The 25,607-nt window shown below is 44.7% G+C and carries 30 protein-coding genes and 1 riboswitch; of the genes, 4 read left to right on the top strand and 26 right to left on the bottom strand.

The window, feature by feature from the left end; all coding sequences use genetic code 11:
* Positions 1 to 48: 48 nt before the first annotated feature.
* The 3 genes from JMA39_RS18470 (at position 49) to JMA39_RS18480 (ending at position 1,090) form a co-directional block, all read left to right on the top strand.
* Complete coding sequence (locus tag JMA39_RS18470) at positions 49 to 249, top strand: YnbE family lipoprotein (protein WP_202723358.1); 201 nt, start codon at positions 49 to 51, stop codon at positions 247 to 249.
* A gap of 24 nt (positions 250 to 273) precedes the next feature.
* Complete coding sequence (locus tag JMA39_RS18475; RefSeq protein WP_202723359.1) at positions 274 to 594, top strand: YdbL family protein; 321 nt, start codon at positions 274 to 276, stop codon at positions 592 to 594.
* An 82-nt stretch (positions 595 to 676) separates the two neighbouring features.
* Positions 677 to 1,090: a hypothetical protein gene (locus JMA39_RS18480; RefSeq protein WP_202723360.1), complete on the top strand. Its 414-nt coding sequence runs from the start codon at positions 677 to 679 to the stop codon at positions 1,088 to 1,090.
* Between the two features lie 83 nt (positions 1,091 to 1,173).
* On the opposite strand, the gene JMA39_RS18485 is transcribed toward JMA39_RS18480, so the two are convergent.
* The 24 genes from JMA39_RS18485 to hinT all read right to left on the bottom strand — a co-directional run bounded on the left by JMA39_RS18485 (position 1,174) and on the right by hinT (position 23,134).
* Positions 1,174 to 1,713 (bottom strand): GDYXXLXY domain-containing protein, encoded by a 540-nt coding sequence (locus JMA39_RS18485; protein ID WP_202723361.1) that lies wholly within the window; start codon positions 1,711 to 1,713, stop codon positions 1,174 to 1,176.
* Positions 1,703 to 2,833 carry a DUF4401 domain-containing protein gene (locus tag JMA39_RS18490; RefSeq protein ID WP_202723362.1) on the bottom strand — a complete coding sequence of 377 codons (1,131 nt, stop codon included), beginning with the start codon at positions 2,831 to 2,833 and terminating at the stop codon, positions 1,703 to 1,705. The genes JMA39_RS18485 and JMA39_RS18490 overlap by 11 nt, the downstream gene beginning before the upstream one ends.
* Positions 2,826 to 3,884, bottom strand: a complete 1,059-nt coding sequence (locus JMA39_RS18495; RefSeq protein ID WP_202723363.1) for a DUF2157 domain-containing protein — start codon at positions 3,882 to 3,884, stop codon at positions 2,826 to 2,828. Before JMA39_RS18495 ends, JMA39_RS18490 begins: the two co-directional genes overlap by 8 nt.
* Before the next feature lie 174 nt (positions 3,885 to 4,058).
* On the bottom strand, positions 4,059 to 5,186 hold the full coding sequence (locus JMA39_RS18500) for an AI-2E family transporter (protein ID WP_202723364.1): 1,128 nt from the start codon (positions 5,184 to 5,186) through the stop codon (positions 4,059 to 4,061).
* A gap of 1 nt (position 5,187) precedes the next feature.
* Positions 5,188 to 5,865, bottom strand: coding sequence for a potassium channel family protein (locus tag JMA39_RS18505; RefSeq protein WP_237732914.1), 678 nt, complete (start codon positions 5,863 to 5,865; stop codon positions 5,188 to 5,190).
* Positions 5,866 to 6,103: 238 nt separating this feature from the next.
* Positions 6,104 to 7,363, bottom strand: a complete 1,260-nt coding sequence (locus JMA39_RS18510; protein WP_202723463.1) for an ABC transporter permease — start codon at positions 7,361 to 7,363, stop codon at positions 6,104 to 6,106.
* A gap of 50 nt (positions 7,364 to 7,413) precedes the next feature.
* Positions 7,414 to 8,667 carry an efflux RND transporter periplasmic adaptor subunit gene (locus JMA39_RS18515; RefSeq protein WP_237732915.1) on the bottom strand — a complete coding sequence of 418 codons (1,254 nt, stop codon included), beginning with the start codon at positions 8,665 to 8,667 and terminating at the stop codon, positions 7,414 to 7,416.
* On the bottom strand, positions 8,664 to 9,830 hold the full coding sequence (locus JMA39_RS18520) for an efflux RND transporter periplasmic adaptor subunit (protein WP_202723365.1): 1,167 nt from the start codon (positions 9,828 to 9,830) through the stop codon (positions 8,664 to 8,666). Before JMA39_RS18520 ends, JMA39_RS18515 begins: the two co-directional genes overlap by 4 nt.
* Positions 9,827 to 10,933: an HlyD family secretion protein gene (locus JMA39_RS18525; RefSeq protein ID WP_202723366.1), complete on the bottom strand. Its 1,107-nt coding sequence runs from the start codon at positions 10,931 to 10,933 to the stop codon at positions 9,827 to 9,829. Before JMA39_RS18525 ends, JMA39_RS18520 begins: the two co-directional genes overlap by 4 nt.
* A complete protein-coding gene (locus JMA39_RS18530) occupies positions 10,923 to 11,609 on the bottom strand; it encodes an ABC transporter ATP-binding protein (protein WP_202723367.1) in 687 nt (228 codons plus the stop codon). Before JMA39_RS18530 ends, JMA39_RS18525 begins: the two co-directional genes overlap by 11 nt.
* A gap of 464 nt (positions 11,610 to 12,073) precedes the next feature.
* Positions 12,074 to 12,463: a hypothetical protein gene (locus tag JMA39_RS18535; protein WP_202723368.1), complete on the bottom strand. Its 390-nt coding sequence runs from the start codon at positions 12,461 to 12,463 to the stop codon at positions 12,074 to 12,076.
* Positions 12,464 to 12,674: 211 nt separating this feature from the next.
* Positions 12,675 to 13,079: a hypothetical protein gene (locus JMA39_RS18540; protein WP_202723369.1), complete on the bottom strand. Its 405-nt coding sequence runs from the start codon at positions 13,077 to 13,079 to the stop codon at positions 12,675 to 12,677.
* A 328-nt stretch (positions 13,080 to 13,407) separates the two neighbouring features.
* Positions 13,408 to 14,010 (bottom strand): GNAT family N-acetyltransferase, encoded by a 603-nt coding sequence (locus tag JMA39_RS18545; protein WP_202723370.1) that lies wholly within the window; start codon positions 14,008 to 14,010, stop codon positions 13,408 to 13,410.
* Positions 14,011 to 14,206: 196 nt separating this feature from the next.
* Complete coding sequence (locus tag JMA39_RS18550; RefSeq protein WP_202723371.1) at positions 14,207 to 14,755, bottom strand: NAD(P)H nitroreductase; 549 nt, start codon at positions 14,753 to 14,755, stop codon at positions 14,207 to 14,209.
* Positions 14,756 to 14,996: 241 nt separating this feature from the next.
* Complete coding sequence (locus JMA39_RS18555) at positions 14,997 to 15,590, bottom strand: HvfX family Cu-binding RiPP maturation protein (protein WP_202723372.1); 594 nt, start codon at positions 15,588 to 15,590, stop codon at positions 14,997 to 14,999.
* A 111-nt stretch (positions 15,591 to 15,701) separates the two neighbouring features.
* On the bottom strand, positions 15,702 to 16,604 hold the full coding sequence (locus JMA39_RS18560) for a DUF6279 family lipoprotein (RefSeq protein WP_202723373.1): 903 nt from the start codon (positions 16,602 to 16,604) through the stop codon (positions 15,702 to 15,704).
* A 163-nt stretch (positions 16,605 to 16,767) separates the two neighbouring features.
* Positions 16,768 to 17,787 (bottom strand): phosphotransferase, encoded by a 1,020-nt coding sequence (locus JMA39_RS18565; RefSeq protein WP_202723374.1) that lies wholly within the window; start codon positions 17,785 to 17,787, stop codon positions 16,768 to 16,770.
* Positions 17,788 to 18,450, bottom strand: coding sequence for a nicotinamide riboside transporter PnuC (gene pnuC / locus JMA39_RS18570; protein WP_202723375.1), 663 nt, complete (start codon positions 18,448 to 18,450; stop codon positions 17,788 to 17,790).
* 116 nt (positions 18,451 to 18,566) lie between these two features.
* The gene (locus JMA39_RS18575) at positions 18,567 to 18,827 is read right to left on the bottom strand and encodes a hypothetical protein (protein WP_202723376.1); all 261 of its coding nucleotides are present in this window, start codon (positions 18,825 to 18,827) and stop codon (positions 18,567 to 18,569) included.
* Between the two features lie 59 nt (positions 18,828 to 18,886).
* A complete protein-coding gene (locus JMA39_RS18580; protein WP_202723377.1) occupies positions 18,887 to 21,022 on the bottom strand; it encodes a TonB-dependent receptor in 2,136 nt (711 codons plus the stop codon).
* A gap of 52 nt (positions 21,023 to 21,074) precedes the next feature.
* Positions 21,075 to 21,205: riboswitch (TPP riboswitch) on the bottom strand.
* 135 nt (positions 21,206 to 21,340) lie between these two features.
* A complete protein-coding gene (locus JMA39_RS18585; protein ID WP_202723378.1) occupies positions 21,341 to 21,730 on the bottom strand; it encodes a YcfL family protein in 390 nt (129 codons plus the stop codon).
* 51 nt (positions 21,731 to 21,781) lie between these two features.
* Complete coding sequence (locus JMA39_RS18590) at positions 21,782 to 22,288, bottom strand: PaaI family thioesterase (protein WP_373316324.1); 507 nt, start codon at positions 22,286 to 22,288, stop codon at positions 21,782 to 21,784.
* Positions 22,275 to 22,781, bottom strand: coding sequence for a PaaI family thioesterase (locus JMA39_RS18595; protein WP_202723379.1), 507 nt, complete (start codon positions 22,779 to 22,781; stop codon positions 22,275 to 22,277). Before JMA39_RS18595 ends, JMA39_RS18590 begins: the two co-directional genes overlap by 14 nt.
* Positions 22,778 to 23,134, bottom strand: a complete 357-nt coding sequence (gene hinT, locus JMA39_RS18600; RefSeq protein ID WP_202723380.1) for a purine nucleoside phosphoramidase — start codon at positions 23,132 to 23,134, stop codon at positions 22,778 to 22,780. Before hinT ends, JMA39_RS18595 begins: the two co-directional genes overlap by 4 nt.
* Positions 23,135 to 23,329: 195 nt before the next feature.
* Here hinT and JMA39_RS18605 point away from each other — a divergent pair, with 195 nt between their 5' ends.
* Positions 23,330 to 23,743, top strand: coding sequence for a helix-turn-helix domain-containing protein (locus tag JMA39_RS18605; RefSeq protein ID WP_202723381.1), 414 nt, complete (start codon positions 23,330 to 23,332; stop codon positions 23,741 to 23,743).
* Positions 23,744 to 24,262: 519 nt separating this feature from the next.
* Here JMA39_RS18605 and JMA39_RS21255 read toward each other — a convergent pair.
* Positions 24,263 to 24,400, bottom strand: coding sequence for a hypothetical protein (locus JMA39_RS21255; protein ID WP_237732917.1), 138 nt, complete (start codon positions 24,398 to 24,400; stop codon positions 24,263 to 24,265).
* 356 nt (positions 24,401 to 24,756) lie between these two features.
* Positions 24,757 to 25,605 (bottom strand): CsgG/HfaB family protein, encoded by an 849-nt coding sequence (locus tag JMA39_RS18615; RefSeq protein ID WP_202723382.1) that lies wholly within the window; start codon positions 25,603 to 25,605, stop codon positions 24,757 to 24,759.
* Positions 25,606 to 25,607 lie beyond the last annotated feature (2 nt).

Genomic DNA, 25,607 nt, shown 5'->3' on the forward strand with positions numbered 1-25,607 from the left:
AACAAATAACCCACTTCAACCGAACCCGATAAGTCAAAGGATAAATCAATGAAAACATTGCACAATCCAAAAGTTCTACTCAGTGTAATGCTTGCGTGTTATGCACTGGTTGGTTGTAGCCCAACCGTTAAGATTGAGCCACCGGATAAGCCTATTGTGATAAACCTCAATGTGAAGATTGAGCACGAAATTAAAATTAAAGTTGATAAAGAATTAGATCAGCTTTTAGCCAATGACGAACTGTTTTAAGTAAAGGAATTAAAGGAGATCATGATGAAATCAAAATTACTTGTCCTGCTTGCTGGTCTAGTACTTAGCTTTAATGCCTTTGCTATTTCCCTTCAAGATGCTAAAGCTCAAGGGCTCGTTGGCGAGCAGCTAAACGGCTACTTAGGAGTGGTTAAAAGCTCTGCCGAAGCCAAATCGGTTGTCAGCTCAGTAAATGCTAAGCGTAAGGCACACTATGAAAAAATTGCCAAAAAGAACAACATCTCAGTGAGTGATGTCGCTAAGCTCGCCGCTGAGAAAGCGATTGAGGCAACCAAGAAAGGTCACTATATTCAAAATAGGTCGGGAAAGTGGGTTAAGAAGTAGCTTTTTACCATCCGACGGCCGTTATTCATTTGTAATAACGGCTATCAAATTTTCGTTCTGACCGCTCAGAAGGAGTTAACAGATGAGCAGTCCACTCGGCGGTTTGTATATTTCCTCCTTTAACCGATGCCAACAAACTAAGTTTGACCTATCGCGTCGAGTACGGATCCAGCTTGATGTCACCTTAGCTTTTATAGACAAAGTTTGTGACAATGAAGTGATTGTCGCTAAGAGCCGGAGTTTTTATGTCGGGGAAGCGCAAACATTCGTCGCTAACAGCTACAGCATAGAGGTTGAAAGTGGTTTTTTCAGCTCCGATGAGGTAGCAACTTGTGGCTCGAGTCTGCTAAACCTTAAGTGCCGAGTTAACGGTGAGTTCAACGGTAACAAATTCAATGGCCAGCAAGAAGTTAACCTCTCCCCCAACGAGCCCGTCTCCAGCTTAGTCAACGGCAGTGAGCAACTAAAAATCACTCTAGTTGCTAAGCCTGTTTAGCTAATACGCCTATTTGACCAGTACGATTAATTAGACAAGTACGACTAATTTAATGTGTACCACTCAGAGCTACTATCTACTGTTCACAGCGGCTTAAAGTCTTTATCTAGCAGTGACTCTAATAGCAAGGCCCCCAGCTCATTAACTCTAAACTGACCGTATTTCGCAGCTTCGTATCGCTTAGCTTGTCCCTCTTCAAAAAAGTAAGCATTGCTGGCAAATTTAACCTGATTGTGGCGCACACGGTATTGAATATTAATAATTTCATCCGTTGCTTTTGTGTCACCTTGATTCAGCGCTATTTGCTTTAATGCATCTGTGCCCGCCTCTTCATCGACCGAAACCAATGAGGCAACCAGATTGTGATCGAGTCCTACCTGCAATAGCCCCTGTCCTGTCTCCATCTCAACTAAAGAACTCAACGGAGCGGCAATGGCATAGTTCAGCGACATATAATCGCCCTGCATCAACGATCGAGGATCAACTGGAGCAAGAGCTAAGCGTACTATCTTTCCATGGGCTAATTGCTGCTCTTTTTGATAAATATCCCAATTCACCATCGCCAAGACAGTAACAAGAGTTACCAGCAGTATAGTGATAGAGAGCGGTAACTTAAGCCTCATTATGATTGGCTCCATGCTTGTCCACTTTGGGTAATAATTTAACCAGCAGTAGCCTAGCCAGAATCAATAATGAGCCTAACGCGACTAACCAGATAGATTTTTCCAGAAGCGGCAGCTGTAAACTGTAATAGTACCAAGTAATAAAACTCAATATTCCGACTAGCCCGAGTAAGAAGACAGCCCTCTCTTTGACATAGAAGCCCATAATCATAATCACTACCGCTGCCGACAATCCCGTCATCGTAATAGAGAGTCCCGCCAACAATAGCATCACAAATGCGCTTAGCAACGCCTGTTTACTACTCAAGCTTAATGACTGCGACCGGAAAATCCTTACAAGCAATACAGACAAGATGAGTAACGTTGTTACAACCGATAACCCATTACTCCATTGCGCTAATACTGGAAATTCATCATGGTCTAACAGTAGTGATTGACTGGCTAAAAGAGGTAACTGAATCAGCACGACCCACAAGGCGAGCATATGACCAAGGGCGCTCATACGTGCAAAGTGCTTAGCCGTTTTAGCATGATTCAACCAAACCCCAGCAAATAGCAATAAGATAAGCGTAGACAGCAGCTCAAACAGCTGCAATTCATATCCTATCCCGACTAGGCAAGCAATAAGGCCAAAACTCATGACACATTGATGACTATAGTGTTCAATCAACAGCCAGTGCAGCAGCAAAATACAGCCTAAAGTAAAATACCAAGCTAGCCCTATTTCTCCACCTAAGTTTGGGCTAAACCAATCGGTCATACCATAGGCCAATGACAGTAAGCCACATAGGCTTAAGGCAAATGCCATCTGGTTGACAAATAACGATTTGGCCGCATTCACCCGATAAAGATAAACTGCAATGCCAGCATAAAAAAGCCCTACGACTGTGGCGAATCCCGTGTCTAAATCATCAAGAAATAGTCCAAAAAAAGTGATACTAAAGGCAAGGATAAACACTGAAGCCACCCAGGCTGCGAATGTTTGCATCACTTGAACATACCAGGGAGTCGTTTGAAGCATCGCAGGCATTTCATCTTGGCTGGTCAGCCCCTCGGCAACGAATCTAGACCAGAGCTTTGCTTGAGCACCCTTAGTATTATCAGCCAATACTCTAGTCATTATGCGCCCCCTCATCTTGAAAAATTTGATGACGGGATCTAAGCCAAATTGTAAGCCAAGTCGTCGAGCCGATAATGGTTAACCCCAAGACTAAAAAGAGCCCCACTGGCTCACTGGTCTCAAACATCAACCGAGTCAATAGACTATTGAAAACCGCTACCAGACTAAAGCCACCTATAGCCAACACAAATATCTGCTTTAGTGCAAAATTGTAAAGCCAGTATCCAGTAGCAAACAGCCCAAAGTAAACCACTAACCAATATCGGCTCTGCTCATCAAAAATAGCTTCAACCGCAAGCAGAGTTATACACAACACAGAGATAGCTATGGTGAGCTGTTGCAATATTGGGGCGTCAAAGCGCTTATTAAGCGATCTGTTTCCCGCTAAACAACCGAGTTTGCCACTGAGTAACAAAGAGCCAAGATGCAGTAAAAGGTTAAGTATAAACAGTGGCCCCAAGGCGAGCTCGAATAAGAATAGGCTACCAAACAAACTTGGAAAGGTTTGGTAATAAAGCACGACCGTAAGATTAAGCAGTAAGGCCTGTAACAGCCAGAGTAGTTCTGAGCCTGCCAGCCACGCGATAGGAAGAGCGAACAGCGCCCATAGTGCAAACAATTGCCAGGGGTCGGCGCCAGTTTGATAGGTCTGGCCCACCAGTGCCAACAAGCTACCGATGATTATCGAAACCGCCAATAGCGCCGCATTAGCCGAGGTATAACCAAATCCAAGTCTATCGCCATTTTTCCAAGCGCGATAACGCAAGAGGATATAAATAGCCACGACAATAACAAGGCTAGACTCTAGCAAAGCAAAGCGCTCAAACCTTCCCATATTTTGCCAGTTAGCAGCAATAAAAAACACTAAACCTGCGCCGATAAGAAGCGCCGCTCCCCAAGTAAGCAACAGCTCGGTTAAAGTCCGCCACTGTAATTGACTTGGCTGATTTTCACTGCCGTCACAGGCAAGCGACAAGGCGTGTGCTAGTGACTCTTCAGGTATCGCTTTCTGCTTAAACCAGCCCCAAACCGCTGACTTTATACTATTCAATCGGGTAATCCCTCTATCTCAATATCCTAAATTGGCTAGCCTAATATTAAGCAACATGGCTAATGCTAATCCTCTCGTCTTGCTTGCTCAATCATTTATGCCCTAGCAAACAGGAAGAGCATAACAAAAAGGTGCCAAACGGCACCTTTATTATCTATTAATTATCGTGTTAGCTTATTTTTCTGGACTATCGACAGGTTCATCATTCGATGCCTGAGGTAGCGGTGTAGAACTCTCTTCTGTATTGAGCCAAGTCATGAATAACTCATACCAAATCGCCAAAATAACCGCCCCTAAAAATAGACCGATGATCCCAGCGGTAATCATGCCACCTATGGCACCGATAAGAATAACAGGCATTGGAACATCGACGCCTCGTCCCATTAACATGGGTTTTAAGAAACTATCGGAAAGCCCTGCAACTATCACCCACACAGTAAATATTGTTGCAGGGGTTGAATCATGGGTAGAGAAAACATAGAAAATAAGTGGCAATACCACAATAAGTGGCGGTAGCTGCGCTATGCCAAGAATAAACACTATGATAGTAAATAAACCCGCAGCAGGAATACTAAAGGTAAACAACGCTGAGCCAATCAATAGTGACTGAATAAATGCCACCCCGACCACCCCTAGTAATACGCTGCGAATCGTGGCAGCCGTTAAGCTGGTCCACTCTTCACCATGGGAACCGACAACACGCACAGCAACGGTACTCACTGCAGCCGAACACTTTTCTGCATGGGCCATAAAGCCTCCAGCAATGGCCAGTGAAACAATAAACATCACTAAACTGCCTAAACTACTCCCCAGCATGCCTGCTGCTGCGGATACGCCAGCTTTAATTTGCGGTAAAAAGTGCAGCATGGCTTTTTCTAAGTTATTGGCAAACAGAGCCCACACTTCAAATAACTTATCGCCAATCAAAGGAATATCAGCCACTTTTTGCGTAGGCCCTGGAATATCAACATCGCCAGACTGTAATACCTCTACCGCATGAGACACGCCATCAAACAGCGAGCTTGAGACCATCCAGAACGGTGCGATGAGCAAAATAATCCCAGCTAAGGCCAAAATTGTGGCAGCAAGTCCTCTGCGCCCCTTCAAGGCTCGTTCAAGTTTTTGTGTCATCGGCATCAAAGCAACCGCTATAATTGCTCCCCATAGCACTGGGATCACAAATGGCTTGATGATATCAAAGGTCCATACAACCAGAATAAACAGTAAGCCTATTCGAATCGCCGACTCCATCATGTTATTAATGAACAATTTACTTTGATGATGTTGCATAGGGGTTTCCATATTAACGTTCCTGTTGTGGATCTTTTTGAGCCAGTCCTGCGCTCACTAAACTTGCAACGACAATCGCCATATAAAATACACCAGCAATTGCCTCCATATATACTGCAACCTGAGCAAACGGCGTATTTGGGCTAATATCCCCATAGCCTAATGTCGTCAGGGTCACAAAACTAAAATAGGCCATCTGAGAAAAATTTTGCCCCCAGGCACTATGCTCTATCCCAGAAAACGCGTTAGGCGAGAACGCCAATATAAGAAGGTAAACCAAGGCCCACATCAGCCCCAAGAGTAGAAAAAGTGCGATGGACCCCACCACTTGATTGGCACCAACCGCGCCAGAGAACAAAACCTGTCTTGCAATAGAGCTAAAAGTGCCCCAGAAAAAGGCGAACATTAACCCCAGCATAAATAGATCAAGGTGGGGAATGGTGACAAAACGTTTACTGATAGCAGTCAGCAGCCAAATAACGATTAGCACTTGCATAAAACGCTTCCAACTCTTATCGATACCTAAGCTCACCACGCAAACCAAGAAGGTAATAGCAATAACACCTTCGAGTAAGGATTCCAGCATGCCCCCCATTAAGGACTGAGCCAAAGACGCGCTCAACAGCAACACTACAAGCGCCGCCGTCATGTAATAAAAGTTATTCTGTTTATTGATTCTTCTGTGGCTCAAGCTGGCGTTTCCTCGTCAGTTATCGTCTATTGCCATATTAAGTGGGAATTCATTTGGCTAATTCTTCTAATACAATAGCTTACTTTATCGCCAAGCACAGAATCTTTTTAACATTTACGCCCCAATTCATTCAAGCATCACCGCCATCACGCTTATTGCTCATCTGCAGTGCTAAGAAATGTGAACAATAAAAAAACCCGTGATAAGCATCACGGGTCAGTTTAACAAGGTCGGGCACTTAATCGCGCTGCAGTGCGATAATCGGATCCAGTTTGGCAGCTTTATTCGCGGGATAGAGTCCAAAGCCGACACCAATTGTCATACATACCCCAAGCGCTAACAAAATGGAAAAGGGAGACCATGCCACAGGCCAACCTGCGGCCGAAGAGATAATCAGTGCGAGCAATAGCCCAACCCCGATGCCAATAATGCCGCCTGTCCCCGAGATGGCAATGCTCTCGATAAGAAACTGACGAGCAATATCTTTACGCTTTGCACCTAGCGCACGCAGCAGACCAATCTCCCCGGTACGCTCTAGAATGGTTGCTAGCATAATATTCATAATACCAATACCGCCTACCAGCAGCGATATGCCGGCGACACAGGCCATCACGATATTAAAAATCTGCTGCGTTTTTTGATGTTGAGCGAGTAAGTCTGCAGGCACTACCACGTCGAAGTCTTTTTCGCCACCATGACGCCTATTGAGCAAGTGCTGTAAGCTTTTGGCTGCCAGCGAAGGCTCAATACCATCGGCGAGCGCCAGCTTAAATGAGTCGAGTTGATTTTCTAGGCTGTTAAAGTGCATCTTTTTAAGAGCGGTCGTCAGCGGGATAAACACTTGGTTGCGCTCCCCCCCTAACTTCACCCCCTGAATGCTTGCCTTACTACTCTCTTTCTCCGACAAGACGCCCACGACGGTGAACCATTGATGGTTAACCTTTATTAAGCTGCCAATCGCACCTCCTTGGGGGAACAGACTTCGCGCCGCCTCCGGCCCAAGTACCGCAACCTGCTGGTAATAAGCTTCATCCTTTTCGGTAAGGGTGCGCCCCTCTCCTAATGGCAAAGCGCTAAGCTCAAAATAACTTGGAGTAACCCCGACAACTTGCGCGTCACTGCGCCCCTTAAGACTAAATAGGCTGAATACTTTAACCTTCTTCTCGGCGCTCCAGTTCTGTACGAATGGCAAGGTATCGCGAGCACTTTCAATGTCTCTAAGACTAAGGCCAATACTGTGTTCACGCACCGACTTAAGCGCTTCTCCCTCGGCGCTACGGGCATTAACAACCAAGTTTTTAACGCCCATCGATTCGATCATCTTTAAGGCTTCACGCTCGGCGCCTTCACCCACGCTGAGCATGGCGATAACGGCGCCAACACCAAAGATCATCCCCAACAACGTTAAGGAGGTTCGTAGCTTATGATGACGCATCTCATCAAAAGCCTGTTTTATCCCTTCCCAATATACTGCTATGGGTAAACGCGTCTTTTTCATCGACTTGTTGTTAAACCTTTGCTCTAGCTTCACCGGCGCACTATTGACTGTCATACTCGATTCCTTTTCGGCGGCGTGGTCAGCGCGATGACATCACCTTGCTCTAATCCTTCGGTGACAACCGTCCTATTTAAACTGCGATTGCCTAATTTTACGGTTCGCTTAGCAAACCCTGCCGATGTCTTTATGTAGACCCAATATTCGCCAGATTTTTGAAACAGTGCTTGATTGGGTACGGTAATCACATCGTTAAGATCCAACGCGTGCACCATGGCATTAACTTGTCGTCCTGGCTGCATGATCTCCGTTAGGGTCTTATCCAAGCTCACTGTTATCTGAAAATAGTTAACCGGGCTATCTTGCTCTTTGGCTTTTGCCAATGCATCGAGTTGAGTTACGGTGCCTGTTATTGGTAATTCAGGGTAAGCATCAAGGTGCAAGGTGACAGGCTTGCCAACAGCTAAGCCTAAAGCCTCTGCCTCCAAAACGTATAATTTGGCCTGCATTTTTGAAGTATCAGGCAAAAGACCGATAGTCATCCCAGACCACATCATGTCTCCAGCGACTGGCAAAGCACCGTTCCAGCCAGCTTGCGCCACAAATAAACCATCATGGGGCGCCACAATCTCCATCTGTTTTAAGTTACTGGAGTAACGGCTCATCTTAGCTTGATGGCCCTTCTGCTTTAACTTAATGAGCTCCTGCTCCGCCTGTGCTTGTGAGCCATGCTGCCCTAATCCCCAGTCGTAAAACTGCATCTTGGCTTCAAGGTAATCTTGGTTACGCATCTGGTCGATGATATCGATTTTGGTGTAAACACGTTCATCGTCACTGAAAAAACGTTCGGCTAAATCCTGCTCCTGAGCGGTTACTTTAGTGTCGGTGTTTAAACTCTTATCTATGGTCTTGTCTTTTTGAGTCTGGATTTGACTGTCTAGGCCTAAGCGATCGTAATCAAGCTGCTCCATCTCCAACTTAAAGCTCTCTCGAGTCGAGTCCATTTTAGCCACGACATCACCCGTTTTTACTTCGCTAAAATTATCGATGATCCAGGCGAGAGACTGCGGCCCACGAAGCCCAGTAGGGACATTAACCGTAGTTGAATTACTGGCCTCTAACTCGCCAGATGCCGGAATATCGACTTTAAAATCTGAGCGATTCACTTCAGCGGTTAATACCCCCGTGTTATCAGCTCCACCACAGCCACTAAGTCCAATCGCAGACACGACAAGTACACCTGCTAAAAATAGTGTGCCTTCCCTGACAGGCTTTAGCCCCAAGGTTTTGCTCTGTAGTCCTATCATGGCAGTAATACCTCTTCACCCTCTGTTAACCCAGAGGTAATCGCAACCCGCTCCTTTCCCATAGTTCCTAGCGCAACATACTGTTTTGAATCTTTAAATAAACCGGGCTTCAATACATATGCCTTACCTCTGTCATAATGAACCGCATCTAGGGACAGTAATAATTCAGGACTATTATTGGCAATATCGATACTGATCTTTGCCGTCATCCCTGGGCGCATAAGCTCGGTATCAGGCTGCTCTATACTGGCTACGGCATCGAAGATCACCAGTGGTACATCTTGATTTTTCACTCGGAACACGGCACCAAGTTCAGTGATCTCACCGTTAAAGCTCTTCTCTGGGTTGGCATCGAGGCGAATCTTTAGTTTTTGTCCAAGTTTTACCCGCCCCGCTTCCACTTCTGGAATGGTCATATTCACCTGCATATGTTGCAGATCAGGGATACTGAGTACAGAATCACCGACGAAGATATTTTGCCCTTCTGCGACCTTATTGCCCTGTTGATCGTTGCCATAGACCACCATGCCATCGCGCGGCGCAATAAGTGTCATTGACTTGATGCCCTTCTCTAGCGTCGATACTTCGGCTGCAAACTTTTGTTGATCGCCCGCCAGCATTTTCATTCGCTGCTCGGCGCCTTTGATCTCAAGCTCAATCTTTTGTTTGATCAATATGACACGATCTTTGGCGATAATCGCATCTCTTAAGTATTTCTGCTTGTCGATGACGGACACAGTTTCATCAGAGATATCCACCTTCATCTGGCTCTTTTCTTGATTCATCTTAGCTTCGGCAAGTTCAAGCTTTAGCTCCTCAAGCTTCTTGGCATTTCTCAGCTTTGAGGTCTCGATATCCTGAATTGTTGTCTCTAATTCTGCCGCCTTAACAGACAGCCTTTGACTCAAGTTGGAGGTATCGAGCTGAGCGACTCTATCGCCCTTTTTGACCTCACTGCCTTCCGGCGCCAACATTTTCACCTGGTATTGCCATACTCTGCGTAGAGCCGGTGGTTTAAGGCTCACGGTATTTGCCGAGACCAACTCCCCGGTCACCTCTATCTGTTGCTCTAACACTCCAGTTTCCGCCTTAGTAACCGCAGAGTCTGAGCAAGCCGTTAATAATGTGGCACACAATAATGTACTGACGAGAGACGACTTCATGATGATGTCACTCCTGTTTCGACTAACACGCTCATTCCGGGAATAATCTCCACTCGCTCATCAGGGCTAAACTTAATCGACACTCTAAACCAATTACTGCTTCCCCATGCAGGCTGAGTTTTGGCCTGTCGGCTGACTCCAGCAACATTTCCGCTAAGCACCACTTGAGACTGAGAATCAAGCCTTAAACGAACGGGCTCGCCTACCTTAATACGATCGACATCGACCTCATTCACCCACGCGATAATTTCAAGTTCGTTTAACGCTGGGATAGTCACGACTTGCCTACCAATTCTGGCGTTGTCACCGACGGCATATTTCTTATCCGTCCATGGATCTCTTGAGTAAAGCACGGGTCCTGCTATTTCGGCGCGGATCTCAAGTTGCTCAAGTCCTAATAACGCCTGTGAAAGTTCAAGCTCTGCACGTTTTTTATCGATAGAGAGCTGTGACAGCGACGCCTTACGCTTATCTTGAATTTCGCTTAAAGCTTGGCGCTTCTTAGCAAGCTCAGACTCCGCCTTGAGTTGATTGAATTGGTTATCGGCATAGTCTTTTGCCGCAAGAAAATCGGCTAGGATAGCGGCATCAAGCTTGGCTTTTTCAAGCTCGAGTTTAGCCTGTTTCAACTCAAACTGAGCCTGTAATAACTGTGCATTGAGCTCAATAGATTGACTTTGCTCTTGGGCTTTTACCCTTAATAAGCTACCCTCCAATTGCTCTATACGATTATCTATTTCGCTTTTATCGAAGATAACCACCACTTGTCCCGGCTTCGCCAAGCTGCCTTCCGGCATCATCCACTGAATTTGATAAAGCCAAGTATCGCCAGCTTTCGGTACAATAAACGCCTGAGAAACAACCGAGGCAACCTGGCCTGTAAGCAGTAACGGCATCAATTCACGGTTATTGATTGACGCAGTCTTACCTTCCAAAGTGGCTGTGATGGGCCGCTCAGTGCTGGCAACAGCCTTGCTACTGAGAGCTGAACCCAGAAAAAATATGATTGATAAGCCCAGTGCTAAATTAACCAGTGATAAGTTAACTCGCTTCCATCGGTTGTAGGCTGCGACCTTTTCCCTACTTTTGAAATTAAGCAGCATTTTCACCTCGCTCCTCTATCTCAACAATATCGCCATCTCGCATACGGATAATTCGCTGTGCGTATGCGGCGACCTCCTCTTCGTGGGTCACTAAAATGATGGTCTGTCCGGCTTTATGTAACTCAGTAAATAGCGCCATGATCTCCACTGAAGTTTTGCTATCGAGCGCACCCGTTGGCTCGTCGGCTAACAATATGGCTGGCTTATTAACCAAAGAGCGGGCAATAGCAACACGCTGTCTCTGACCACCCGATAACTGATTAGGTCGATGATAGTGACGGGCACCGAGCCCAACGCGTTTAAGCAGCTCAAGGGCATAGCCGTTATCTTGTTCGGCTTCGGCTGAAAACCTTAAAGGAAGTAACACATTTTGCAGCGCTGATAATCGCGGTAACAGGTGAAAGCTTTGAAAAACGAAACCTATCTCCTTATTGCGCACAGCAGATAAGGCATCATCATCTAAATCAGCCACCTCTTGATCATTTAAGCTATAACCACCCGATGTCGGCTTATCGAGACAGCCAATGATGTTCATTAAGGTCGACTTGCCCGAGCCTGATGGTCCCATGATGGCGACGAACTCGTTTCTTGCAATGGAGAAGCTCACCCCATTGAGCGCTTTAACGCAGCTATCGCCCATAGGGTATTGTTTGGTTAATTCATGAACTTTAATCATAAAATGCTCATATGGCTGGATTAGCAATCATCATAGACAAGCCCTTATCATACAGATAAGCACTGGATAGCTACTTGGTTAATCTGCAAAAATTTGTAAATTATCGTCATTCTAACTATCGGACAACGAATGTTACTAAATGTTCGAAAGGAAGGGATAAAATTGCATAGAGAAGAGCGCTAAGGCACATTAAAGTCACTACAGAGCATTACATCGTCCTTGTTCTAGGATCTCAATCCGTATGAAATCGTCTGCTCAATCTACATATCCATATTTCAAAACACAAGTGATGTCATACTGATAGGTGTTAACTTGAAGGATATTCACATAGACGGGGTCGAAGCAGGACAGTTAATTAGATTAAAAAGCCTGACTTCTAACCATAAAAAAGTAAGTCAGGCTTTTATTGTTACTTTGTTTAGTTTTACGTGTAAGTTTAACGTTAAACTGACGAACCTCGCTCTTTAGCTTAAAAGGGCTCCAGCTAGGGTAAAACCTGCCACCAGCACAAAAAACACCCACTGAAATAATCGCTTAAATGGCGCCTCAAGCTCACTCATAAAACCGATATAGATTTGCCAAATTGCAAATAGGGAAAAATTAAGCGCAATAAACAGCAATACGCCGAAACTTTGCATCTTTGAAATGGCTTCAAAACCACAGCTTAATAGCAGCAAGCTCGAGAGAATCAAAAATACCGACACATAGTGAAATATGCAATGCATTACCGCCTTTGCACCCGCATCAACATCTGCTACCAGCACAGGTTTTAAAAAATGCCTACGGCCATAGGCAAAGTGACCAACCGTAGTCATTGCGGCAATAATGCCTGCGGTCAGTAAGTATAGATTCATCAGCGACTCCAAAACAGATTAACGTACGACAACGTGTAAAGGCTTGAGAAATGATGTACTCAAGCCATTAGTTATGGGTAGTAGACAGGAAGTTCGTAAAAATTCTTACAATAAAACTGACATTAAAGCCAAAAAGAGCAAGCCAAACGCTATGATTACTTTATTGTGATTGCTCTTGTGGTAATGGCCATAAGCTATCAAGGCTTAAGCGTTACATAGTCACCATGGTCCAATATTCGAGTCGCTTCTCTGGCTCAGCCAGTATACTTTTACAGGTCTCTTTATATTTGCCCATCAGAGGTCCTAAGCTTTTTGCATTTGGCATAGCTGCTCTATGCTTCTCGGCAGCGGTAGTGATAGCCGCTGAGACCTGTTCTTCTGTTTGGAACTGTTTAGCAAGCTCGGCCGCTTGTTTACCCGATAGCTTTAGCCGCTCCACGACAGCCGCCATTTGAGGTGCATCCATAGCAGAAATTGCATCTGAGGCGATATGATAATAGGCGGCACAATCGGCAAGCTCGCCCACGAAGGCATCTTCCGCCTCCCCTGCTTGGCTATTAAAAGAGAGTGCGCTAGCACCGAGTGCTATAATGGCGAAATTAATCTTTGCAAACATCGAAGGTTATCCTTTTCTTTTTAGTTGCGAATAGTTAACGCTTAGTCTAGCTGTTATTTCTACTTTAGCTTTCAGTGAATATCAAGTCCATGACGAAATAACGGATTATCTTTTTAAATAACAACCACTCAGAATACACATGAATTAAGTGATATTTTGATGATGGGTTGTAGCTACACCAACTAAAGCACGGTTAGATAAGCTAAATTTGATTTTTGCGCTTTAGATGAAAGAGCCCCGTCACTGTATCTGCAACCGAGGCTCTTAGTAGATGAAGCAATGGGTCACACTCACTTCTCACTGAAGTGTTAACTCAATAAGGAGTTTGCTATGACTCCTCATAACTCACTAGCTTATCCTTCAAGCCTTGCTTTACTTCCGGCCATTCTGTGTCGATGATGGAGTAAACAACCGTGTCTCTGACGGTGTCATTATTTAAAATTTGATGGTTGCGCAAAATGCCATCTTGGTTAGCACCGAGACGACAAATCGCCTGACGAGCAATCTGATTTTGAACATGGGTTCTAAACTCGACGGCCATCACATCTAACGTTTCGAAGGCGTAACTAAGGAGCAGCAGTTTTGCTTCTGTGTTAACCGCCGAGCGTTGGGCACTTTTTGCATACCAAGTATAGCCAATTTCGAGACGGCGATGTTGCTGCTGCCAGTTACAGATCCGAGTGCTGCCAACAATCTCGCCAGAATAGCGATCACGCACCGCAAAAGCGAGCGCCTCTCCTCTAGACTCAGCCTCTAATGCCGCTTCGATATAGGCTTTCATATCGTCTGGATGAGGGACAGATGTGTACCAGAGTTCCCATAGGTTACCGTCTGCAACGGCAATACTTAATGCAGCTTGATGTTCCAGTGTCAGAGGTTCTAGAACGATATGCTCACCCTCTAGACTGGTTTCTTTCTGTTCAACGTTCACATAACCTCCTGTATTCTTATTATTCTAAGCTAACATGCTCGATGACTAACTTTAAACGAACTTTAAACGAACTTTCGATGAAATAGATTCAACAGCCTTTATTTAACGGCCTATGTTCAATTGACTAAGCTCTAATAAAAAGGTGCTGATGACTTAACTTTTTCAATAATACGCAGCTTTAAAGATAAACGCTCTGCTATAAATATCGAGCAAAACGCTTACCTTCTTTCAACGCTTTGGTCGGTGCTTTTATCGCAGGTGTCCCTAAGTAGAGAAAACCGACTATTTGATCGCTAGCTTCCAAACCGAGTAGCCGATGAACATTGGCATCAAAGGCCAGTTCACCTGTACGCCATATTCCCCCTAAGCCTTGCGCAAAAGCAGCTTGCTGCATAGCGAATAGTGCACAGCCTGCAGCAAGTGATTGCTCAATTTCAGGAACCTTCGGGTGTGGCCTCAGTTTGGCAACCACAGTGATCACCATAGGCGCTCTAAGAGGCATATTCTTTGCCTTGGCGATAAACTCCTCATCCACTCCCTTGGCTTGTAAGGCTTCAACAAAAATATTGCCGAGACGCGTTAATCCATCTTCTTGAGCAATAATAAACTCCCAAGGAGTGAGGCCTGCATGATCAGGCGCGCGGGTTGCAGCATCAAGAATATGCTGTAACTGTAGCTCATCAGGTGCTGGAGCGACTAACCTTGGAGTTGATTGACGAGTTAACAATAATTCTAATGCGTCCAACGGATTATCCTTAAAAACGTTTGAGAAGAGAAGAATGACTTAAGTAGCAAGTCGTAATCGAGAATATCAAGTGGGTAAAAATAGTCCACTCATATTAATGAAATTTAACCCGTTTTTACAAGTTTAACGCGAGCTTTAACGAGAGAGTTGACCTGAGAGTTCGGCATACAAAAATCCCACTTGCTAAGTGGGATCTGAATTTATCATCTTAGATAATGAGTATAGCTTTAGGCTATGCGCTTTAGTCGATACCATTACGTTTAGCGATATAGTAGTCGAGGCTCGTATAGCGTCCACCGCCCATAAATATCAGAGCCAATAACATAAATAGATAAGTAATCGCAAACTCTATCCCGTTATTCAAAATCACGAAATTACCCGAGCTGGTCAGCCATTCGTAGTTACCATGTTCTTGTAAGATCTCCTTTGCGCGCTGTAACTTCTCAGCCGAGGCAAGTACATTCTCATTCGCTAGCCAAGAACCCGAGTCGGCAATAGCCAGCCAACCATTTTCAATATGCACACTAAAAGCTGCAACTAGCATGGTAAAAGCCAGTGGAATAGAAACAAGCCGAGTGGCCAAGCCGACCACCAGTAACGCGCCGCCAAAAAATTCGGTGCCAGCGGCCAATGCCACCATCACCTCAGGAAAAGGTAAACCTAGCCCCCAATCGGGGTTACCAAACCAAGCTGCGGTGTCACTAAAATTTGAAAGCTTATTATAGCCCGCCTGCATCAATACTGGTGCTAAATACAAACGTAACGCCAGAGGAGCTATCCCTTCACCATGCTTCAATAGGCTAAGAAACTTTTGATATAGATTCACAATTTGCATTTGATTTCCTCTTCAACATAATCACTTAAAGCTCAAGCAGTATGGCAATGATTAAAGCGCCCTGCCTATACAGACCCTGTTAGTTACGACTATCTTTCATAGCTTTATCTTTCACCGTAAAATTTTAATCGCAAACAGAGCAGATGCCCCAATCGGATGCTCCGCGGTCAGCATGGGACTTCCACTCAGCTCTCTGAGATCGGTAATTAGGCTGGTTAACTTCTTTTGAAAACGCCTTTTTTGTTGACCACTCGCCAATTGATTAAGCCTGATAAGTAACTCACCAAATTTCTGGGTATTGGCATCGAGTGAATTTTTATAGATTGCAGATTTTAGCCTATCAGGCTGACTCATTAAAATCGTAAGGCTATGGGATAGCGCCAGTTGGTTTTGTCGATTCTTCAGTGCCTGCTCAAAAAGCCGGATCCACTCATGGCGATATTCAAGCCACATATCTAATGTTGTGGCTCGGCTTAAGTTATATTGATGAATCGCCTGTTTTTGCTCTTGAGATAGCTTGCCTATCCAGCGCTTAATGCGGTTTTCGATGCGCTCGTCAGCCATCGCGACTAAGGCTTGCTGATCTTTACCTAGGTATTTTTGATTAAGCCGCTTTTCGTCTACCTTTAGCCGAGCAATAACCTGTTGAACCTGCTGGTCTGAAAATGAACTGATAAGCGGTACAAGGGAGGGGTTAACAAACTCAAAAGTCCTAGACCAGTGGGACTTAGCTTGTTCAACTTGTTGCGCCCAGAGACGTGACGTTAATGTTTGATTTTCCAATGCGAGCGCCAGTTGCGATAACTGCTTTGCATAACGAGGAAGCTCTTCTGTACGGTGCCAAGCTAAGAACTGATTCAAACCACTCTGAAACTGTTTCTGCTGCAGACTGTTTAATGTGACATACTCTTCAAGCTTCCACTCAATAACCCAGTCCAGAAAATAATAACCCACCTTTGTTGAGCAGCCCAAAAACGTCACGAAGAGAAGCACATATATGGCTATTTTTCTCAACTCTCCCCCCTTTGACTCAGACAATGCTATTTATCTAGCATAGAACATCATCACGGTTCCGAGGCGATCAGAGTTGCAATAAAGGCTGAAAGAACAGCAAGTATAGATAGGTTTCAACCGTTCAGAGTCGATAAGCAACGTGGAAGTAAGATTTTGTAAGCGGTTAGAAACGGCAGACGATTAGATCTCTATATTGCAGGGCATAGCTTAAGTACTCTCGGCTTTGAGATAGGCCTTTCTCATTAAGCTTGCCATTCGCTATCATACTGTCAAACGCCATCTGCAGTGCCCAGCACAAGGCAAACACCCAATACAGATCCACTGCTGCTGGTACAGCCTTATCGGCCTGTTGATTAAGGTTTGGGTGATCTTTCAAATAATTTGCAATCAACCAACGCCTTTGCTGTGATGACAAGGAGTGACTTGCGATGACTGATGCCAGATCGCATAGTGGATGAGAACTGCAGGCATATTCAAAATCGATACACTTAAGCTTATCATCGACGACCAAGACATTGTACGGGTTCAGATCTCTATGGCTAAACTGCAGATTAACGAGGCAATTGGATAGCACTGCTAGCATTTCATCAATCAGATGAGATTCGGCCAATAATTGCCCATATAAGTCTAACCATCGCTCAACCGTCTGGCTCTTTTCATCTAAAGCGTTTAATTGCTGTTGCATCTTTGCTAAACGAAGCTGATACACCTGCCACTGCTCATCAACCCCCATCACATTTTGCGGCGCCGGCAACTGCTTTAACCCATTGAGTAAGTTGAGTAACAACTCCTCAGCTCCAGGCCATTTCACTTGCAGCCTTGTGATGGGATGAGAACCATTGGCAGAGATGAGTTCACTCCAGCCATTCTCTTGGTTTTGCGCAAAAAACTCACTTAAGTAGAACTGCTTATCAGGGCTAATATAGACCAGTTCAGGCGCTAAATTGACACGGCTTGCCAGTTGCCAATTTAACACTTCATGGTCTCGATTACAGATCTGTGAGCTCGCCCAACTGTTAATTCTGAGTACCCATTCTGAATCGCTCAGCCTACTCGGGTGAACACCACGAACATAGTAGTTCTGATTACTTAACCCTTGAGTCAAAGCCGCGATCATGCTGACTTGCGAAAGCTCGGCCTGCTCAAGGTAAGGTAACAATGTTGTCGCTAATGGCAATGTCATCTACATAGTGCCAGACGATAACGCGATATCATTGGAGACTTGCTGTTCTTTCATCTGATTGCGCCACATAACATAGCCAAACACTACCATACCAATATACAGCACAAAAAGAATCGCAGTTAACATCAAGCCTTTACTGACATAGAGGTAAATTGAAACCGCATCAATCACAAACCAATAGATCCAGTTTTCTAACACCTTCTTTGCGACCAAATAAGTGGTCATCACAGCAAAACAGGTTGTCGCGGCATCTAGATAGGGAAAGGCAGCCTGCGTTTGGGTCGCCATAAAGTGACCAACCGCGATGGCGATCAAGGTCGTCATCCCAATTAGTTTAAGGTGGGTAGACAAACGCCAGGAAACAATGTTGACACCATCATGTTCCCTGCCGCCTCGTGTCCACATCCAGTAGCCATAAATCGCCATTGCCATATAGTAGACATTCAGAACAGACTCCATCAACAATGACACTTTCCAGAATAAAACGGTATAGATAGCTGTACTAATAAAGGCTGCCGCCCAGCACCAGATGTTACCTTTCATCGCTAAGATCAAATAAGCCACAGCCAATAATACCGCTACGGCCTCCCAAGCCGTTAACGCTTGGGCTTCACCAAAAGCAGCAGTAAAACTATTGACTAAGGTTAGCCAAAATTCTGACATAATCAGTGTCCTCGACTCAGCGCAATGAAGGCTTTATCAAAAAAAGTGTACTCTATTGTTAAGATCAAAAAGGCCAAAGAACGAAGTAAATTCTATGGCCATCAATCAAAACCTTTTTATTCGCTGTGACTTAAATTTAGCTCACCACCAATAAACTTACAGACGAAAACAGCCTTGCCCCACTTCTCGTGAGCCGCTTGCATCTCGATCGCGAGCATCGACATCACATCGCCATATTCGCCGACCACCTGAGTCGCCATGGCATTGGTGACTCGCTGGATATTGTCATAGGAATCAACTCGGGCAATAAACCACTTAATCGGATCTAAGTAGTTATCTTGCAGTGGGTAGCAACTGATCTCTGCTGTTAATTTCATAGTATTGACCTCAGCCGCACTGAGTACGGCTCAATAGTGTTGTTTAAAAAAATAGAATTTTATAAAAACTTAACGTTAACCGTCACACCTATCTGGCGCGGATCACCGTAACGAATATACTGCTTATCTGCCCAGTCTAAATCAGGCTCGTTACCGAAGTAGAATCCACGAACACCGTATTTTTCATCAAACAAGTTACGGCCCCACAGATAGACTGACCAGATATCAGCCTCATAACCTACTTTGGCATTAAAGATTTGATAGGCATCGGATTTAGATTCGTTGCTATCTGAGTAATAAAAATCACTCTTACCGCTGGCGTTCACGTTAGCGAACCAGCCACTATCGCTGCGATAGGTCGCACCAAGGCTGAAGGTAAAGTTAGGAGAGTGAGCAAGCTCTCGGCCAGAAAGATCCACCAAAGTACCGTACTTATCCTCATACTGATAATCGCCATAGGCGGTTTCAAGCCAACCGACGCTGCCGTAGACGTTGAAATTATTGGTGGCGTACCAGTTACCGTCTAATTCGGCGCCATAGTTATGGGAGCTGCCCGCATTTTCTGTAAATAGAATGAAGTTGCCCTCTTCACCCGGCACTGTGGATTGCTGGGAAGCGGCCACCTGCTGATCTTGTCTATCCATATAGAATACGGCTAAGTTTGTGTTAGCCTGACCATTAAACCAGCTCGACTTTAAGCCGATCTCATAGTTATAAAGAATTTCAGTGTCATACTCTTTCTTGTCGGCTAACTCATCGGGTAGTGACATATTAAAACCACCCGCTTTATAGCCCCGCGCCACACGAATATATGACTCATGGTTTTCAGCCAACGCCTTGCTCAGTGCGATATGACCGCCCCACATGGTTTCACTTGGAGCAAAACTATCACCAGCCGAGTCACTATAATCACTGTCACGACGCTCGACGCGCAAACCGACAGAAAGTCCATAGCTTGTACCTAAGTCTGAGTCCAACTGACCAAACAGTGCATAATTCTGCGCCTCATATTCGGCTGTTAATTGGTTATAGGTATCAACTGTGTCGTTATCTTCTTGCAAATCCATGGCGTACACGCCAATTAACCAGTCGGTACTATCGGCAAAAATACGCCCAGATTCCGTTGACGATAATCGAAACTCTTGGGTTGCGGTCTTTCTGTCGCCTTTTTTATCCCAGTTATATTCATATTCACAGGGGCTACCGTCACAATCTCGACTCGCCCAGTAATCAGGGTTAGCCCAATCACCATCATAGTTATGACGCGTATCTGAATGCGCAAACGAGGTTAATGAGATCAACTCAAAGTTTTCGGCACCAGTATAGGTAAACTTAAGTGAAGAGCCTGTCGTACGCTGTTTATCGACACCTGGGGCATCGGTTAAGGTATCAAAACCATTATTGTCCAGTGTCCAAGCGTCATAACCATTATCGTAGTTGGCATGAAGAAAGGTTAAATCAATCTCTAAATCTTGGGTTGCATACCAGCGCAATTTCCCACGGCCAGTAAACTCATCACGATTATTGGTATCACTTAGGCCCAGATACAGGTTATCGCGATAGCCATCCTGCTGGTGTTTTTGCAATGAGACGCGATAAAGCAGATCGCCTGAGTCGGTTAACGGCCCAGAGCTGTATCCACTGAAGGTTTGCAGGTTATCATCACCAAAGGAAACTTCGGCGCCGTGTTCAAATACATCGGTTGGATCATTACTCTTAAGGTAGATAAGTCCTGCTAAAGCGTTAGCGCCATATCGTGTTCCTTGTGGTCCCCTTAGCACTTCAACTTGTTGCAAGTCGTACATACTCGAGACCATACCTAAGCCCGATAGGTCGATATCATCCACCACAAATCCCACCGAAGAGTTTGGCGCACCTTGATACTCTTCCTGTTCGCCAACACCGCGGATCTGAAAATACTTAGGTCTTGAACTACCGCCAGACCAGTTAAAGTTGGCGATACTATTAAGAATATCTTCAAAGTGCTGAGCCCCTTCATCCTCGATCTGTTGTTGATCAAGAATCGTGACGCTCGATGGCATTTTTTCTAAGGGACTACCGCGAAAATCAGAAGTGACTACCATGACTTCAATATCATCATTAGTAGCTACATCGGCATTAGCAAAAGTATTGGTAGAGGTGATAGCAGCAATAACCCCAAGGGCTACTGGTGAGTAAGATTTAAAATTTAACATAGGACCTCAAAATTAAAAATTTGAGATCCGGCAACATAAAGAAGCGCTTGGAAAATGAATTGTGGCCCATTCCTACGCCGGTATTAGCCGGATCAGGTTCAAAGGGTTCGTTTTTCAACATCTCAGTCAAAGCCAATCAATCCAACTTTTGTTTAATTGACTCTAACACCCCTTGGCGAGCGCGATTATACATGAAATTTACAACTCCATGACAGACTTCTTTAAAAACAGCGATTTTATGCATAAAAAAACGCCAGCTTGCTGACGTTTTTTTAACAGATTTTGCTAAAGTAAATGATTCAATCGCATTAACCGCGACTAATTAGAAAAAGCTTTTCTAACATAAAGCTCAAATCGAGTCGCTGTCGCATTTGGTGCAACGGCACTAACCTGCATCTGCTGCTTGCCATGTAACTTTAACGACTTCCAACTCACCCCTTCGTCATCAATGGTCATGCCACTGGTGTCAAACCAAGTAAATTTATACTGCAGTCTTAAATCCGTCGGAACTTGGCTAACTATGGTACCCGTTCCGCGCAAAAAACCACCTTCTGGACGTGCCATGACATTGGTCACTTGTACCTCTTTACCAAAGCTGCTGTTATCGACACGCACCGCCCCATTTGATCCCGCCATCACCCCTGCGGTATGTGGAGCGCACGCCGTAATCGCCGCCGCAGTAAATAGTCCTAATAAAACCTTGTTCATTTGTGTCCCCTGTTTTTTGCTAGAACCCTATCTAGTTATACAATTGATCACTTAATCGATCAAAAAATGTGCCCTAGCCGTCGCAATAAGATGTTTGCGGTTGGTTTGCCAGCAATTAATACTAACGTTTGCAACTCGACGGCCCTGACGGGTAATCTTGCACTCGGCAAAGCTGTCTTTATGGTAGCCGGCTCTTAAGTAATCGATTGAGAAATCAACCACCTTAGGTACCTTAGTGGCTTGCATAAACACCATCAACTGCACAATCGCTGACATCTCCATAAAACCCGCTATCACTCCGCCATGTAGTGCAGGCAAAATAGGGTTGCCGATGTTGTCCTCTTTTGCCGGAAGCTTAAATACCAACTCATCACCAAAACGCTCGACAGCCATGCCAATGAACTTAGCATAGGGAACATGCTCAAGCAGATGACCGAAGTCATTAAGCTCTTTTGCTTTTTTGACAATGCTTTTTACGTCTAACTTGTCACAGCCATCTTTAGTGGAGCCATCTTGGATGGATTCAGCAAGTTCTTGTTTTTTATCAAGCATACTCATCACCTCCTCCCATTAGTGCCTGCCTAAATTCATCCCCCACCATTTCTGGACTAATTCGCATAAATGAGCCAACCGCATGAGCGATGGGATCATCGATGGAGTCTTGGTAAGCAATCGCACGGGTAAAAGCCACACTCGAGGAGAGTTTATAGCACTCGGCAAACCCATAGACAGGTTTATGGGGCTCTGCGGGTTTCATGTAATCAACCCGTAGATCCAGCGTAGGCGAGATCTCAAGCAAGCGAAACTTATCGAAGATAGAGCATACGACAGCGCAACCACTGGCAGTATCCATCAAGGTCGTGATCACCCCACCATGGATCACGCCAGTATCAGGATAACCCACGAGCTGCTCGTCATAAGGTAGCTCGATTAACACCTGCTTACCACTCGCTTCTAGCACCTTCAATTTAAGCTTACGACATTGGGTCAACTGGTCGACAAAGCGACTCGCCATAGCAGTTAATGAATAGTGCTCGCTGCTGGCACTCATTCACTCGAGCTCAGCATTGGGCCTAGTGGCTTTCCACCCAATAAATGCATATGGATATGGAAAACCTCTTGGCCGCCATGTTCATTACAGTTCATGATTAGGCGGTAGCCATCCTCTGCAATCCCGGCTTCCTGCGCGAGCTTAGCCGCCACAGACATCATACGCCCCAACGCTTTCTCATCGGATGCCTTAATGTCGTTAGCCGTAGGGATCAGATGATTGGGGATAATTAAAATATGTGTTGGCGCTTTAGGCGTGATGTCTCTAAATGCGGTAACAAGATCATCTTGGTACAAGATATCTGCAGGAATTTCACGTCGGATAATTTTACTAAATATGGTTTCTTCGGCCATTTGTCTGCCCTCAAAAAGGTAATTACTAGCCATAGTATACTCGAAAATGTTGCCAAGGCGACGGAGATTACCGATGTAAATCATCCAATTGAAGCTTTGCTTACAGCATACTAAATAAACAGATGTATATACAATATGGTTGACTTTATCCTGATTACGACTTCTAATGAAAAAAATATTTGCAGGAATCTGACAATGCTAACGGATAAAGAAACCGCACTACTCGATGCGGCCACCGAATTGGTACAAGAAAAAGGCATGATAGCACTGAATATGTCTGATGTTCATAAGCGAGCAGGCTATTCCCGCGCCGCTCAGTACCAATCATTTAGTGATAAGAATGCCCTTCTCGCTGCGCTATGTATGCGAGAATTGGTAAACAATACTAAGGCCATCGAAGAGCAACGCTTTGATGAATTCACCGGGCAGTTCACTGTGGTATTAAGACCCGTTGTGTACCGTTACTTAAAGTTATCGGATCGACTAATGATCGACTCTGCATTCGGTCTAATGCTAGCCCAAGTTCGCTCGTTACCCGATGAAGAACGATTTAACTTCCTAAAGAGTGGTTTCGAGTTCTTAAATAAAGAACGTGAGATGAACAACTAACTTCAACAAGAAGAATTAAGCTGTTAGAGAATAGTCGGCTTAGGCCGACTATTTTTTTAACTTGATTAATCTCAACCAGCCCGCTGTATTCTCGACGTATCACTGATATTAGAGGTTAATACATGCCCCTTCACTTGCAAAAAGATCTTATAACAATCAGAACAAACATAGCGACCAGACAAGGTATTTTTGTTTCGAACTGATTGCAAAAAGTACATAGACCAAAATGAGATACTTTCTTTTGAACTGCCTTTATCTGTGATGCAGGTACTGCAGGGTTTATCAGAGTCTCTTTAGACTGGGTCAGCAAGCTTCGACTTAGCCCTACCGCCAGTAATTTAAATAGGTAAATAGTGATCGCAATAATCAAACTTGAGATCATAGTTATGATACTCAATTCTGAAACATCGCTCTTAATAATGAACACAATATCAGGCAAACATATAAATGCAGCTAAGAGGGTTAACCCCCTCTCAATTAAGGGAAGTTGTCGCTCGAATGTTAACTCGCTAGCCATTTTTAACTAAGCTCTTTGATCAGATAGACTACACCATCTTTCTCGTAAACATTTGTAACTTCATCTCCCTCACCTAACACAACAACCTTATTGCCAGTGTTGGTGACGGCATTACCTGCAGCGTCTAAGACTATTGCCATCCCCATAGTCATTAAGAGAGGAGAGTGGTATGCATGATAATGACGATGGTTTTTGGGGACGACGATCACTTTAGAGCGTCCATAGTGTTTAGTTACCTTCTGACATTTGATCCCACCAGCTCGCTCACATCCCACAGTCGCAGCCTAAGTCGAAAATACACTCCATGCGAATAATGCTGTTGCACAAGATATCAATTTTATAGACCACTCTTATAAATTAACTAGAACCTAATAGGATCATAATCCAGCATCTACACACATGTATATCGCAGAGCATACCCACAATGATACGGCTCACAAAAAAGGCACCGAAGTGGTGCCTTAGAACATATAAACTCTGCTGTCTAAACGATGAATCACCCCTGTTTGAGTCTAGTTTGAACGCGCTCAAGTGAGTGAGCCTCAAGCCAATATTTCTTCAAAATAGGATTATTGAGTCCGGTTTTGGCATCGGCTAAATTCCAAGCACGCTTCCAAATACCATCGGCAATCATATGTACAACAGCACTTTCAATTGCTTGCGCAACACACAAACTGACAGGTTCATTCGAGGTATAACCGACTTCCGATTCTAAAAGCTCCTGGGCGTCGATAAATTTAAACACACCTGCCGTCAACTCTTTAGATAATACAGACTTAGTCGTGGTCACACTGCTAAGCAGTCTGCCTGTTCTAATATCAACAGCTCGTAAGTTTACAGTGACACTATCTACACGAAATTGACTGGATGCGCCAATTCCTAAATAACGTGCCCCCGCCCCTCCAGTGCGGATATTAGTGTCATAGGCCACAATGCCACCTTCCATCAAAATTTGTGCCGAATTAAGCTGACTCAAACTTGAAGCATCACCTTTAAGGCCTGCACGAACAATTTTACGCTCGGTCAGCAAATTTTGTAGCCCTTCTCGTTCAACAGGTATAAACCAGCTTGAGTCATTTAACGCTTGAGCCAAAAATGCCGTACCACTTTGTGGTACAGCAGTGGAGAAATTGCTCGAGGGGATTGGCTTATATTGACCGGTCTGATCCCTGAAGTCATAAACCGCGGCGACCATGCTGCCTTGAGGTGCAGGCAAACCAATTAGATCATAATATGTTTCACTTTTTGGCATTAAACTTGATGATGGCTCTATCTGTTCTAACTCATTGGAGGTCGAACATGCACTCACAAAACCAAAAAAAAGAAATGGAATTAGCTTTTTCATAA

This window comes from Shewanella schlegeliana (assembly GCF_016765635.1).
Lineage (GTDB): Bacteria > Pseudomonadota > Gammaproteobacteria > Enterobacterales > Shewanellaceae > Shewanella > Shewanella schlegeliana.